The sequence below is a fragment of the Planctomycetota bacterium genome (assembly GCA_018242585.1).
Classification (GTDB): Bacteria; Planctomycetota; Planctomycetia; order Pirellulales; family PNKZ01; genus JAFEBQ01.
Map to the genome: position 1 here is coordinate 1 of JAFEBQ010000001.1, position 13,506 is coordinate 13,506.

Genomic DNA, 13,506 nt, shown 5'->3' on the forward strand with positions numbered 1-13,506 from the left:
GACAAGGCGATCGACGTGATCGACGAGGCGGGTGCCCGCGTCCGTTTGCGCTCGATGACCAAGCCGCCCGACCTCAAGGAGATCGACGACCAGGTCGAGAAGCTGAACAAGGAAAAAGAAGAAGCGGTCGCCAACCAGGACTTCGAAAAGGCGGCCGGCCTGCGCGATCAGGCCGACAAGCTCAAGAAGAAAAAGCAGCAGATCATGCGCGACTGGCGCGACAAATCTCGCGAAGCCGACGGCGTGGTCGACGACGAGGTGATCGCCGAGGTCATCTCGAAGATGACCGGCATTCCGCTTACTCGGATGACCGCCGAAGACAGCGCGCGGCTGATCGAAATGGAAGCCGACCTGCACAAGAAGGTCATCAGCCAGGACGAAGCGGTGAAGTCGATCGCCAAGGCCGTTCGCCGCAGCCGCAGCGGGCTGAAGGATCCCAAGCGGCCGATTGGCTGCTTTGTGTTCGCCGGTCCCACGGGCGTCGGCAAGACGCACCTGGCCAAGGCGTTGGCCGAGTTTATGTTTGGCGATCCCGATTCGCTCATTCAGATCGACATGAGCGAGTACATGGAGAAGCATAACGTCAGCCGGCTAATCGGCGCTCCGCCGGGCTACGTCGGCTTCGAGGAAGGTGGTCAGCTCACCGAGAAAATTCGCCGCCGGCCCTACGCCGTGGTCCTGCTCGACGAAATCGAGAAGGCCCATCCGGACGTGTTCAATATGTTGTTGCAAGTGATGGAAGAAGGGCGATTGACCGACAGCTTTGGTCGCAACGTCGACTTCCGCAACACCATCCTGATCATGACCACCAACGCCGGCGCCGAAGCGATCAAGAACGAAAGCGGCTTCGGCTTCCAAAAGCCAGACGACGACGCTTCGTACGACAGCATGAAGTCGCGGGTGATGGAGCGGATCGAACGCGTGTTCCGCCCCGAGTTCATCAACCGCTGCGACGACATCATCGTCTTCCGTCACCTGACGGTTGACGACTTGAAGAAGGTGGTCGATCTGGAACTGAGCAAGGTCCGCGGCCGCCTTCTGGAAAAGGGTCTGAAGCTCGTGCTGACCGACGACGCCAAGACGTTCATCATCAGCAAGGGCTCCGACACCGATTTCGGCGCTCGTCCGCTACGCCGCGCGATCGAGAACCTGGTCGAGAACCCGCTCAGCGAGGAATTGCTGAAGGGCGAGTTCCAAGGCAAGGACACGATCCTGGTCGATGGCATCAAGAACGAGAAGGGGAAGGTCAAGCAGTTGAAGTTCGAAGGCGTGGTCGGCGAGCCCGAGCCCGCCGCCGTGGCTGCTGCCACCCCCAGCGAGCAATCGCCCCCGGCCGAAGGTTAAGCCTTCGCTGGGTTAATTCCTGAAACGAAAACGGCTCGCGATCAAAAGTCGCAAGCCGTTTTTCTTTGCGCTCGGTAGTAGACTTCGGGGACCACGGGCTTGTCTGAGCTACTTCCGCGGCGTTTCGTATTGGCTCCGCGAGTCGACGAATTCGTCGAAGCCCATCCACAGACTGCGGGCATAGCGAAAGAACCAGAGCGGAAACAACACGCAGAACGCCGTCAGCGACCAGAGCAAGCGTTGCGGATGGACGTCGAAGCCCAAAAAACCAATAAAGTAGGCGATCGTCACAAGCAGGGCGGTCAGCCCGTAGTTGAAATAAATCGAGCCCAGAAAGAACCCCGGCTCGCGCTGGAACTTCAGGTCGCAGTGGTCGCAGCGCTCGTGCATCTTGAGCCAGCCGCTGAACAGCTTGCCGACGCCACAGCGCGGGCAGCGCAGCCGGACGGCCCGCCCCAAGAGCGTCAGGAACCGGCTCAGCGAACGGGTTTCAGCGGCCACAGCGTTGCCTATGGAGTTGTTCGGCATCTCGACGATCGATACCCTCACAGGATACCATGAATTGCATCGCGCCGCCCTCTCCAGCAGTGATCGCACGGTCACCATGCCGTGTCGTTTCGGACGTAGGATTAAGGGGAGGGGGCGGCGTACGTTTTGACGCGATGCGAGTTGACCTATGAAACCCTTGGGACGTTGGCTGCAAATCGCCGGGTTGATCCTGGCTCCGCTGGCGCTGGTGCTGCAGATGACCGGCGGATTGCCCAAGGGCTGGCAGGAACTGGTGTTCCTGCTGGGGGCGGTGTGCGTCTTCTGCGTCGGCAGGCTAGTAGAAGGTCTCGCCCGCAATTAAAGGCCAGGAGATTCACCACAGAGACACAGGGGGCACAGAGAATACAAAAGAAGTTTTCTTCCTCTGTGAACTCTGTGTCTCTGTGGTGAAAAAACTAGCTGAGCGTCAGTAGTTACCGCTGCTCAGGGGCCGCCTGGGCGTTGCGCAACTCGCCGCCGCCGGGCTGGAACACGCCCAGATCGTCGCGGCCGTCGCCGTCCCAGTCGCCGACCACCGGCTTGTCGCCGGGGCCGCCAAAGCGGACGGTCATGTCATCCGCGTCCAGTCGATAGTCGCGGTTGATATCGATCAGCCACACGCCATCGCGGTAGACGCCCAGTTCGTCCTGACCGTCGCCGTCAAAGTCGCCGACCACCGGCTGATCGCCAGCTTGGCCCATATAGAGCGTGATGTCCCGGTCGTTCAACCGGCCGTCGCCGTCCATGTCCAAGTCCCAACGGCCGTCACGGAAGACGCCAATCGTGTCGATGCCGGCGCCGTTGAAGTTGCCGGCAATCGGCAGATCGCCCGGCGTGCCGTACAAGAACACGTGGTCGATCAGATCGGCGCGCATCGTGCCCGACGATGTCCGCCGCATTTGACGCAGGCCGTAGGTCGCCTCGGCCACGGTCGGCGGCATGTTCTTCTGCTTGCCATGAGCGACGTTGTCGGGGTTCGGCAAGCCGGGTTCATTGAGGATGGCGTTCGGATCGCCGGGCCAGGCGCGGCCAAAGATCGCAAAGTCGGCCTTGCCGTCGCCGTCCCAGTCGCCTGTGGTCGGCAGATCGTCCTGGTAGCCCAGCTTGGCCCACAGGTCGTCCTTGTCCCACTCGCCGTTGCCGTTCAGGTCGGCGTGCCATTGGCCGGCGTAGAAGACGCCCACGTCGGCCCGGCCGTCGCCGTTGAAGTCCCCCGTGATGGGCGTGCTGAACGAGTTGCCGAACAAGATTACTTGCACGTCGTTCGGCCCCTCGCCCGCCCGCAATAGAAAGCGAGCCGTGTTGCCCGGGCCGTCGACCCACTCGTCCAACTGGCCGCCGCGTTGCTGGCCGGTGAGCTGGACCTGAGCTTCGCCGTTGGAGTTGATGTCGCGCGGCTGGCCCGCGTTGATCACGCTCAGGTGCCAGGTGTAGCCAATCACCTGGCTGCTGCCCGTTAGCAACGTCGGTGGGCTCAACGGGGCCGCGGGCGTCGGCGGCGGCAAGAACGGATTGATCGGTGGCGCGGCCACGATCTGGGGCGTGGGCAATGGCGAGACGCTGTTCGGCGGCGGCAGGAAGAACTGTTGATCCTGCAAGACCAGCACGCTGAAGTTGTTCTCGAGCGAGTTGTCGCCGTTGTTCAGGTTGATCGAGACAATGCTCACGGCCGTGGCGGCGCCGCCGGTGGTGCCGGCTGTGTTGATCCAGGGGATGTAGATTCCGCCGGGCTCGACGACCTGGACCGTATACAACCCCGGCATCAAGTTGGCAAAGCGGTAGAACCCATTGGCATCGGTCACCGCCGACGCGACGACGTTCCCCGCGGCATCGTCCAGATACAACGTCACGCCGGCCAGCATCGAGTCGCCGGCGTTGCGCACCCCGGTGTGCGTGGCCAGCACGGCCGGATCGACCGAGCCCAGGTCCGACACGCCCAGCGGCAACGTGATCGCCGGGCCATCTTGGAAAACATAACCTGACAGCGTTGCATACTGATTCAAACAGAAGTTGTAATTGACTGGGTCGTCGCCAGGCACCAAGGTGACGTTGGTGATCGTGTGCGTATTGATCACCGTGCCGCCGTTACAGCCTGGGTGGGCGTCTTCTTCGTAGTACCCGGCTGGCGTCACTTCGACGACCGTGTAGGTGCCGGGGATGATGCCGGTGAAGACGTAGTTGCCGTTAACATCGGTCAGAGTCGTCGCCACGATGTTTCCCAACGAGTCGACCAGGTCGACTTCGACGCCGGCCACGCCGGGTTCGTTGGGGTTCGTATCGCACTGGCCGTCCACGTCGGTCATCACCTTGCCGGCGAGTGTGGCGGGGGGCAGGACGACAAAGTCGTAGTGGATGCCGTTCTGGCTGGACCACATCAGCACACCATCCAGCGCCGTGGCGCTGGTCTGGACGCCGTCGCTCACGCCGTTGACCGTGCCCAGGCTCGAATAGCCGGCGTAGAAGCCCGGCGGCGAGTCAATATGCACGCCGTAAGTTCCCGGCGCCAAATTAGTGAACGCATAGGCGCCGCTCGCGTCGGTCAGCGTGGTGATCGGATGGCCGCCACCGTCGAGCACCGGATTGCCGGCGGCGTCGACCAGTTCGACCGTCACCCCCGCCAGCGGCGAGAAAGTGGGCACCGAGGTGACGCAATTCGGCAGCGACTCTTGCTGGACAATGCCAGCAATGCTGACCGGCAGCAGCAAATGGAAGTTGTAGTCAACGCCGTCCTGACCAGAGGTCAGCGCGATGTTGGTCAGGTGCGAATCGTCAGGGTTATTGCCGACGTTGACGCCGTTGATCGTGCCCACGTAATCGCAGCCTGCGATGTAGCCCGCCGGCACGACTTCATGTACGCCGTAGGTGCCAGCGTACAAATTGGTGAACGAGTAGTTCCCCAGGGCGTCGGTCGAGGTGGTGATGGCATGGCCCGAGCCGTCGAGGACCGCGTTGCCGCTGGCGTCGACCAGTTCCAGCGTGACACCGGCGATCGGCGTGTGCGTGGCCGCTGGATCGTCGCAGTCGCCGTTGGTGACGACGACGATGTTGCCGCTGATCGAAGCCGGCAACTGTTCGTAAAAGTTGTAATTCACGCCGTGGTTGTTGGCGACCAGGACGATGTTGTTTAGTTCGTCCACTCCATTGGTCGTGCCGCCCAGCGAGCCGATCGTGTCGGTGTCTTCCAGGTAGCCATGGGGCTGGACTTCGCGCACGCCATAGGTGCCCGGGTTCAGGTTGTTGAAAATGTAGTAGCCGTTGGCGTCGGTCGTGGTGGTGATGGCGTGGCCCGAGCCGTCGAGCACGGGATTGCCGCTGGCGTCGACCAGTTCCAGCGTCACACTGGGAATGGGAAACTGCGTGGCGGCCGGATCGCCGTAGGCGCCGTTGATCGAGTAGTAAACATTGCCCGCAATGCTGCTGGGCAGCGGAATCTGTGTCAGCGGGAACATTGTGCCCGCCGTGAATACCGTCTCGTCCACTGGCGACGGGGGCATGTAGCTGTCGGGCGGAAGCGGCAAGCCGCTGGCGGCGAGTTCCGGGTCGAAATGGTCCACGAACACACCGGTTCCCGTGGCGTCTTGATAGTTGGGATTGGTGAACGTGCCCGTCAGGAGCGAGCCCTCGAATTCCTTTCCTTCGGCGACCGCGCTCACCGAGGGATTGCCGAATGCGTCATGCCCCATTTCGTCGACGTCGATCTGGAAAACCAGCGTATCGCCGGTCGTGAAGCCGGCAAACTGGATCTTCAGCAATTGGCCGCCATTGGCGACCTGCACGCTGGTCAGGCTGGCCCCTGCCGAGAGCGAATTCAGCGTGAAAGGAGTGTAGCCATAAACGCCCCCGCCGCCGAGCGCGGTGTTGAAGAAGCATTCGCCGTCGTCGAGCGTGCCGTTCTGGTTCTTGTCCAGATTGATGTCCAGCTCGGTCAACTCGGTGCCCGGCGCGCCACCCTGCCAAGTGACGGTGTACGTGTTGCCAACGCTGTCGGTGCCACTGGCCGGTTCAAAGTAAACCGTCCCCAGTTGAATGTCGGCGGCCATCAACTGCCGCGATTCGAGCCGTTCGATCCGGCAGCGCCGATGGGCGTCGGGACGCGGCGCGATTTCAGTGCGCTCGGTTCGCGACTCATGGCCTCGCAGACGGGAGAGCAGTTTCAGCAGGCCCACTGGTTATCCTCCACGTCGACGAAAAGGTTGACGACTTGCCGGTCGTGACTCGGGGCGAATGCGTTAGCGAGTATTGGGAAGCGATGGTTCCGCGCTGGTGTCCCCCGGCTGGCGAGCGATGTTGACCTTGGCTCCGGTCAGCGGATACCAAAGGCGAACCGTGGTGTCGAAACTGCCCGACACAAGCAAGCCGGTGGGGGCGTGATAGTCCAGGGCGACGACGCTGCCGGTGTGCCCCGTGAGTCGGAATGTCTCGGCCCCTTGGGCGACGTCCCAGACGCGAATCTGGTTGTCGCTGCTGCCGGCGGCGAGCATCTGGTTGCCGCAGTAACACAGCACGTGAATCTTGCCCGTCCGCGAAGGGAGCCGATACTTTTCGCCGCCACCGCGGGGATCCCAGACGATCAGTTGCCGGTCGTCGCCGCCGCTGGCCAATTGAGTGTCATCGGGCGAAAAGGCCAGCGAGCGAATCCGTTGGCGATGGGCGTCGATGTCGCGCTGGGGGGCGAAGTCGTCGGTTTTCCAGATGCGAATCTTGCCGTTTCGCCCCCCGGCCGCCAACAATCGCCCATCGTGCGAGAAGACCAGCGCGCGGATGTCGCCCGACGGCGCTTCGATCTCGCGGATGATCTGCGCCGAGGCGACGTCATAGATGCGAATCTTGTCTTCGAATCCCGCTTCGGCAATTTGCTTGCCATTGGGCGCCCACTTCAGCTGGTAGGTGGGCATGATCGAGCCAGGCAGATCGCGGACTTCGCCCGTTGGGAAGTGCCACAACTTCAAACCGCGGTCATCACCGCCGCTGATCAGCCAGCCGTCGGTCGGATCGAACACGACGTCGCGGACCCAGTCGATGTGCTCGCGGAATTCCTTCAGCAAGTCGCCAGTCTTGGCGTCCCAGACGCGAATCACGTGATCATCGCCGGCCGTGGCGATTCGCTGGCCGTCGCTACTGAGCGAGACGGCGGTGATCACGGGCGTCTGGCCTTGGCGCTGGGCGGTGGGAATCTGCAAAACGCGGCTGGCCTGGATGACCGTCGCCTTGTCGGCCGGCGACTGGGCGCGCAGGCGCGCCGCTCCGGCCAGCGACAGCGCCGCCGCAAGCCGCGCGATGAAAGCACGACGGCCGATGTTCATCCGTGAATCCCCGCCAGCGAGGTGAGTGATAGCTGCTGCCAAGGGGCGCACTGGTGCGCCTATTGGCTCTTCGTCATTTATCGGTTGCGCGGGAAACGCAGGCTGAGCAAAAGTTATTTGCTCAAGTGGCTGGAAGCTTAGCCACGGCGGCACGGTGCCACGGAGTTAAGCACGGAGAAAGGCAGAGGAATGTGAGAAAGAGAACTCGCTGCGCGAAAGAGTTTTTGAGGTGCGAGCGATGAACACCCCTCCCTCGCAGGGAGGGGCTGGGGGAGGGTAACGAGGTGGCGCTAGCGTTGAGTCTGCAATCAGCGAAAAGAGAGCTCGCCTTTGCAAGACAGCTAGCAACGCCACCAGAGGTAAGCGAAAGAGACTTAGCGGCGGCCCGATCCTACCGCTTGCCAATCGGCACGAAATCGCGCTGCTTGGCCCCGGTGTAAATCTGCCGCGGACGACAAATCTTCTTGGTCGGCGAGGCGTGCATTTCCTTCCAATGGGCAATCCAGCCCGGCAGCCGGCCCAACGCGAACAGCACCGTGAACATCGGAATCGGCATACCAATCGCCCGGTAAATCACGCCCGAATAGAAATCGACGTTCGGATACAGCTTGCGCTCGATGAAATACGGGTCGCTCAGGGCCGCTGCTTCGAGCTTTTGGGCGATTTCAAAGATCGGATCCTTGATGTGCAGCTTGGCCAGCAGCGTGTCGCAAGTTTTCTTGATGAGCGTGGCCCGCGGGTCGTAGTTCTTGTAAACCCGGTGGCCGAAGCCCATCAGGCGGAAGTTGCTCTTCTTGTCCTTGGCCAGCTCGATGTACTTCTGAACATTCCCGCCGTCGTCGCGAATGGCTTCCAGCATCTCGACGCAGGCCTGGTTGGCGCCGCCATGCAGCGGCCCCCACAGGGCGCAAATCCCGGCCGAGATCGACGCGAACAGATTGGCGTTGCTCGAACCGACCATCCGCACGGTCGACGTGCTGCAATTCTGCTCATGGTCGGCATGCACGATCAGCAGCAGATTCAGCGCCGCTTCGTAATCGGGGTCGACCGCATAGGGCTGGGTCGGCACGCCGAACATCATTTGCAAGAAGTTGGCGCAATAGCTCAGGTCGTTGCGCGGATACATCATCGGCTGGCCGACCGACTTCTTGTGGCTCATGGCCGCAATCGTCGGCAACTTGGCCAACAGCCGGTGGATCGAAATCTCGACTTGCCGCGGGTCGTGCGGGTCGAGCGAGTCTTGATAAAACGTCGACAACGCGCCAACCACCGAGCTGAGAATGGCCATCGGGTGCGCGTCGCGCGGGAAGCCGTTGTAGAACAGGCGGAAATCCTCATGCAGCATCGTGTGATGACGCAACGAATCGCGGAACTCGTCCAACTGTTGCTGGTTGGGCAGCTCGCCATAGATTAGCAAGTAGCTGACTTCGACAAAGCTGCACTTCTCGGCGAGCACTTCGATTGGATAGCCGCGATAACGGAGAATCCCCCGGTCGCCGTCCAGGAAAGTGATGTTGCTGGTACAAGCGCCGGTGTTGACGTAGCCTTCGTCGAGAGTGATATGGCCGGTTCGGGCCAGCAGCTTCGAGATGTCGAGGCCTCGTTCGTTCTCGGTGCCGACGATCACCGGCAAGTCGATTTCCTCGTTCCCTAGTTTCAGCTTGCCGTCGTCGCTCATTGCAGCGGTGTTCCTTTTCCTCGAATCAGGCGACCCCGTCATATCCGCCAACGCGCGTGCCTCGCGCGCTCGCGAAACGCTGAGTTTAGCCGTTGGCCGAGGCTTCGACAATCGCCCAGCCAAGGCCATGAAACAAGGCGGAAATGAATCGAATCCTGACGCGGATGTAATCGTGCGCCGATTGGCCCAGGTCAGCCAAAATGTCGTCGTTCCCGCGCCCGCACGTTAGCGCGACTTATTCCGCGTCGCCCAGTTCTCGATAGGAGCCGGCCAGCAATTGTTCGTGGCGCAACTGAAACTGTTCGCTCAGCCAAGCCAACTGTTCCTGGCTGTGGCGGTCGTCAAGATCGGCGTCGAGCACCGCTTCAAATTCCAGGAACTCCCCCAGCCCCGCTACTTGATCCAGATGAATCCGCACGTTGCGCCACAGGAAGATGCGGCGCTCTTTCACGACCGTGGCTTCGACCCCCAGCGCGGCGGAGAGAGCCGCTTTGAGCGACGCCGGCTCGGCGATCGGAACCAGCGAGTAGTCGCTCGCCTTGGCCGCCACGGTGTCAGGGCGAACGTACCAGACCAGTTGCGCCGGGCGACCTTCGATCTCGCGTAACTTGAGCCGGCCTTGGCGGCAGGGAAAGTACGTGTCGGTCTGCCGCTCGACTCCCAGATCGGCGGTGGCCAGTCGCTGGGCCGTGACCAGGGCTGACGCGAGATCGGTCAGCCGGGCTTTAAGTTCGATGTTCCTCGCCATGGCCACCAGCCTATGCCAAGGCGGGCAGCGCCGGCAAGCCAACGATTAATACTTGCGCTGGTAGGCGCCAGGCGCCGCGGCGGCTGGCATTTGTGTCTGCTGGACTTCCGGCTGGATCACCGGCACTGGCAGATTTGACGGCGTGAGCAGCGTCGCCCCGGGCAGCGTTTCGCTTCGGTCGGGGCCGTCGAAGGCCGTCCAGATTTTGGTCTGCTTCTGCAAGTCGGCAATGTACTGGTCGACTTGGGCGTCGGTTCGATCTTTCTTCATGTTCTTGCGGATGTCGGCCTGGACGTCGGCAAAGGGCTTGCGGCCGGCATCCTTGCGCTCGATCACTCGCACGATATGGAAGCCTTGCTTGTCTTCGAGGATCGGACTCATCTGCCCAGCCGGCAGCGTGAACACCGCCTGCTCAATGGCTTCCGAGGCCAGACTGCCGCGCGTGGTCCAATCGATCGCGCCACCGTCACGAGCCGACGAGTTCTGGCTGGCCGTGCGCGCCACGATGGCGAATGGTTCGCCGCGCAGCACTCGATTGCCCGCCTCGGCAATCATGCGGTAAGCCTCGTTCCTGTTCGGGGTGCGATCGAAGCGAATCGTGATCTGTTCCCAACGTGACTTCGCCTTATAGTCGTATTCATCCTTGTGCTGCTCGTAAAAGGCGAGTTGGTTCTCCAACGGAACGTCTTCGTCGCTCTTTACTTTCTGGCGGACAAAGTCCTGGGCCAGCATCCGATCGACGAATAACCGTCGCTGGTGATCGAGCGAACTGCCGTTCTCGCGCAGCTTGGCGTCGATCTCGGCGGCGTTCTTGGCGCCAGCGCGGACGATCACGCGCGGTATTTCGCGCTCGTCGAATACTTCGCCCAACTTTTCATTGATTTTCTTGATCGCTTCCGCCGCCACCTTGCGCTTGGCTTCGTTGCAAATCACCTTGGTCTGGATCAACTGTTCGAGTTGCTGCTTGGCCAATTGCATGCGGATATCGTCGAGCTTGTCCTGCGGAATGCGCCCCGCCGCGTTCGACAGCCGTTCATTCACCGTGCCGATCACGTCGCGCCATTGAATGACTTCGTTTCCCACGCGGGCCACAATGCGCGAGCCGTCCCAGTTCACGATGTCGGCCGGCTTGACTTCTTTGAACGTCTCGGCTTGCACCTGGGGCGGCTGATCGGTGGGAGCGGACTGACCTGTGGCAATTGGTGGTCCCGGCACAACTGGTTGGCCTGGGGGTAACTGTTGGTTCGGCACGGCAGGTTGCCCGGGAGGCGCAAACTGTGCATGGGGGGGAGCCTGATTCACCGGCGGCGTTTGATTCGGCGGCACCAGCGGCGTGTTGTTAGCAACCAGAACTGGCTGTCCCGCGAGCGGAGGCACGGCGCCGGGCGCGGCAACAACAGGTGGTGCGTAACCTGCGGGGGCATAACCATTCGGCGCTCCTGCGCCGCCTGCATCAGAAGTTGCCGGTGGCAGAGGCCTCGTCGGTGCTTGAGCGGGCGGCATCAATGCCGCCGACTGTGCAGGTGGCGCAGCCTGGTACTGGGGCACTGGCGGATAAGCGGCAGTCGTCGGCTGCGACGCGCTTGGCTGCTGTGTGTTGAGAGCAGGCTGTGGCAACGTGTTGGCCGGCGGCACAAGCATGGGCTGGGTGACCGCTGGCGATAATGGCGGCGAGGTTTCGGTTGTCGCCGCTTCCACGCTCACCCCCGTCGGAATCGCTACTGCGGGTGCGGCCGCATAGCCCGGCGCGACGGGTCGTTGATAGGGCGGCAATGTGTACGATGGTGGCACATAGCCCGAGCCGCTGGCCGGCTGGGTGGTGACCGGCCGACCGGGCGGGCCAGATTGCGAACCTGCCGGCGCGCTCGTGGACGAGATCGATGTTCCAGGCGCCGCATACGCGGGTTGCGGAGGGACGCCCGCTTGAACCCCGGCGTTCGCACCAATGGGCGAGGTGCTGGGCCAAGCCGCCGGGCGTGTCGCCGCTGGCGGAATCAGGGCCGGTTGGCCCGCGGGATTTGACTGATTCATTGGGCCCTGGCCCGGCATCACCACGCCAGGCTGCGCGTACCCAGGGGCATATCGTGGCATCATCGGCTGGGCATAACCGCCGCCATAGCCCGGCGTTGTGCCGCCGTAGTAGGGCGAATTGAACTGCTGTTGAGCAATCACCGCCTCGGTTGCGCCGGTCAACGCCAGCGAAGCGAGCGCGGCTTGAAACAGCCGGCTACGAGCCTCGGCGCGCAATGGTCGTGGTAACAGCCGCGACAACATCAGGTACGGCAACACAGTCTTTCCGTTACAAACGCAGCGGTGCGCAGTGCGCTCGAACGAGCGCGATCGGGGGGCGAGACGTCGGACGGGGCGGGTGGCGACTCGATTGGGAACGACAACTTGTCGTCGTCGGCTTGTCGCAATTCCGCAGGAGACAAGGTTTTGCAGGGGGCCGGATCGTAGGTAAATCTTCGGCTGACGGCAATTGCAGAATCGAGCAGTTTGCCGTGACTTTTCCGATGGGGGTGACTGTGCGGCGCTCGCGGGCGCTAATGCTAGCGAGGGATTCAAGTCCAGCGTTCTAACCGCCAGCCACACGCCCCGGCACGCGAGAAACTGGAGCCGATTCACCGGTTTAGGTTCTGATAGCTTCCGTGAGCCGAACCCCTTCTCTCACTTGCTTAAAGGACGTAAAGTTGGATAGCTTGAGAGTGTTGAAGGTTTGCCGACTAAATTATGGAACTTGTCGCCCCATGCCAACTTACGACTACGTCTGTGATGCGTGTGACCATCGGTTCGAGTTGTTTCACTCGATTCGCGACGAACCGAAAAAGAAGTGCCCCAACTGTGGTAAAAACAAGCTCCGCCGCCTGATCGGCACCGGGGCGGCCATCGTCTTCAAAGGATCGGGCTTCTACCAGACCGACTACCGGAGCGACTCGTATCGCAAGGCGGCCGAGGCCGACAAGCCAGCGTCATCAACCAACAGCGCGGAAAGCAAGTCCGAGGCCAAGACCGAAGCCAAGAGCGAACCCAAGCCGGCCAAGGGGGAATCGGCCGCCCCCGGCAAGAAGAAGCACAAGCCGAAGAACTAGACTGCGCGTCGCGCGCCGGTCCACGCCGAGCCCCCGTGAGCATTGCCAGCGATGATGACTTGCCCGATCTGTCAGGCGGAATTCGACGAGCAGCAGTCCAAGTCGCTGCCGTTTTGCAGTCCGCGCTGTAAGCAGATTGATTTCGGCCGCTGGCTGGGCGAGGAGTACAGCCTGCCCATCGAACGCGACGAAGACGACGGCGATCCCGCGTCGGTCAATTAGCGCGGCGACGGCGGCGCACTTCCTGCTCCACTCGCAAGTGCTAGCACCCCTGCCGCAACGCAAAACCAAGCAAAAATCGTTGCGTCGTCGACTCCGGTGCGTAAGATGAACGCGCATCGCCCCGGCAGGAGACACCAGTTTTCGCACGCCCCGCAGGTTGAAGGAGCAACGTCATGGTGCAACTCGCACAGGGATGGGAACTTGAAGTCGAACGTGGCCCCGAATGGTTGTTTGTCCACATCCGCTGCACGCCCGAAGGCGCTTTGGCCGTGCCGCCGTTGGCCGACACGGTCTGGCAGATCCTCGAACAGCATATGACCTATCGCGTGGTCCTCGAGTGCGACGAGTTGAATCTGTTGCACTCGATGCTGATTGGCGAGTTGATGACGCTCAATCGGCGCGTGGCCGCGCATGGCGGGACGATGCGCCTCTGCGGGCTGTCGGACGAGAATCGCATTGTGCTACGGCACTGCCGGCTGGACCGCCACTTCCCGCATAACCTCGATCGAACCGAGGCGGTGATGGGGACTCGGCATGTTCGCCCGCGGCCACGTCCTTCGGCGAAATAGCGCTCACGCGAGAATCGTCACGCGG

11 protein-coding genes are annotated in these 13,506 nt (G+C 62.1%); 5 read left to right on the forward strand and 6 right to left on the reverse strand.

What is annotated here, in order from left to right; all coding sequences use genetic code 11:
• Nucleotides 1-1,344: ATP-dependent Clp protease ATP-binding subunit (locus tag JSS27_00005; GenBank protein ID MBS0207308.1), on the forward strand; the 1,344-nt coding region annotated here is incomplete at its 5' end.
• 108 nt (nt 1,345-1,452) lie between these two features.
• Here the strand turns inward: JSS27_00005 and JSS27_00010 are convergent.
• Nucleotides 1,453-1,845, reverse strand: a complete 393-nt coding sequence (locus JSS27_00010; GenBank protein ID MBS0207309.1) for a DUF983 domain-containing protein — start codon at nt 1,843-1,845, stop codon at nt 1,453-1,455.
• A gap of 175 nt (nt 1,846-2,020) precedes the next feature.
• Here JSS27_00010 and JSS27_00015 point away from each other — a divergent pair, with 175 nt between their 5' ends.
• The gene (locus JSS27_00015; GenBank protein ID MBS0207310.1) at nt 2,021-2,194 is read left to right on the forward strand and encodes a hypothetical protein; all 174 of its coding nucleotides are present in this window, start codon (nt 2,021-2,023) and stop codon (nt 2,192-2,194) included.
• A gap of 112 nt (nt 2,195-2,306) precedes the next feature.
• Here the strand turns inward: JSS27_00015 and JSS27_00020 are convergent, their stop codons facing one another.
• The 5 genes from JSS27_00020 to JSS27_00040 form a co-directional block, all read right to left on the reverse strand.
• Nucleotides 2,307-6,038 carry a carboxypeptidase regulatory-like domain-containing protein gene (locus tag JSS27_00020; protein MBS0207311.1) on the reverse strand — a complete coding sequence of 1,244 codons (3,732 nt, stop codon included), beginning with the start codon at nt 6,036-6,038 and terminating at the stop codon, nt 2,307-2,309.
• A 63-nt stretch (nt 6,039-6,101) separates the two neighbouring features.
• Nucleotides 6,102-7,175, reverse strand: a complete 1,074-nt coding sequence (locus JSS27_00025; GenBank protein MBS0207312.1) for a WD40 repeat domain-containing protein — start codon at nt 7,173-7,175, stop codon at nt 6,102-6,104.
• Between the two features lie 391 nt (nt 7,176-7,566).
• Entirely contained in the window at nt 7,567-8,853 is a 1,287-nt protein-coding gene (locus tag JSS27_00030; protein ID MBS0207313.1) for a citrate synthase, read from the reverse strand.
• 235 nt (nt 8,854-9,088) lie between these two features.
• Nucleotides 9,089-9,601, reverse strand: a complete 513-nt coding sequence (locus JSS27_00035) for a class IV adenylate cyclase (protein ID MBS0207314.1) — start codon at nt 9,599-9,601, stop codon at nt 9,089-9,091.
• 45 nt (nt 9,602-9,646) lie between these two features.
• Nucleotides 9,647-11,890, reverse strand: a complete 2,244-nt coding sequence (locus JSS27_00040) for a peptidyl-prolyl cis-trans isomerase (protein MBS0207315.1) — start codon at nt 11,888-11,890, stop codon at nt 9,647-9,649.
• Nucleotides 11,891-12,348: 458 nt separating this feature from the next.
• On the opposite strand from JSS27_00040, the gene JSS27_00045 reads away from it, so the two are divergent.
• From JSS27_00045 to JSS27_00055, 3 genes are all read left to right on the forward strand, one after another.
• Nucleotides 12,349-12,690, forward strand: a complete 342-nt coding sequence (locus JSS27_00045) for a zinc ribbon domain-containing protein (GenBank protein MBS0207316.1) — start codon at nt 12,349-12,351, stop codon at nt 12,688-12,690.
• 54 nt (nt 12,691-12,744) lie between these two features.
• Nucleotides 12,745-12,912, forward strand: coding sequence for a DNA gyrase inhibitor YacG (gene yacG / locus JSS27_00050; protein ID MBS0207317.1), 168 nt, complete (start codon nt 12,745-12,747; stop codon nt 12,910-12,912).
• A 173-nt stretch (nt 12,913-13,085) separates the two neighbouring features.
• Nucleotides 13,086-13,481, forward strand: coding sequence for an STAS domain-containing protein (locus tag JSS27_00055; protein MBS0207318.1), 396 nt, complete (start codon nt 13,086-13,088; stop codon nt 13,479-13,481).
• Nucleotides 13,482-13,506: the final 25 nt, after the last annotated feature.

What these genes read in the sequence shown, in the direction of transcription:
- JSS27_00045 (MBS0207316.1), top strand. Translation starts at nt 12,349, where the DNA reads ATGCCAACTTACGACTACGTCTGTGATGCGTGTGACCATCGGTTCGAG.
- JSS27_00055 (MBS0207318.1), top strand. Translation starts at nt 13,086, where the DNA reads ATGGTGCAACTCGCACAGGGATGGGAACTTGAAGTCGAACGTGGCCCC.
- JSS27_00030 (MBS0207313.1), bottom strand. Translation starts at nt 8,853, where the DNA reads ATGAGCGACGACGGCAAGCTGAAACTAGGGAACGAGGAAATCGACTTG.
- JSS27_00035 (MBS0207314.1), bottom strand. Translation starts at nt 9,601, where the DNA reads ATGGCGAGGAACATCGAACTTAAAGCCCGGCTGACCGATCTCGCGTCA.
- yacG (MBS0207317.1), top strand. Translation starts at nt 12,745, where the DNA reads ATGACTTGCCCGATCTGTCAGGCGGAATTCGACGAGCAGCAGTCCAAG.
- JSS27_00025 (MBS0207312.1), bottom strand. Translation starts at nt 7,175, where the DNA reads ATGAACATCGGCCGTCGTGCTTTCATCGCGCGGCTTGCGGCGGCGCTG.
- JSS27_00015 (MBS0207310.1), top strand. Translation starts at nt 2,021, where the DNA reads ATGAAACCCTTGGGACGTTGGCTGCAAATCGCCGGGTTGATCCTGGCT.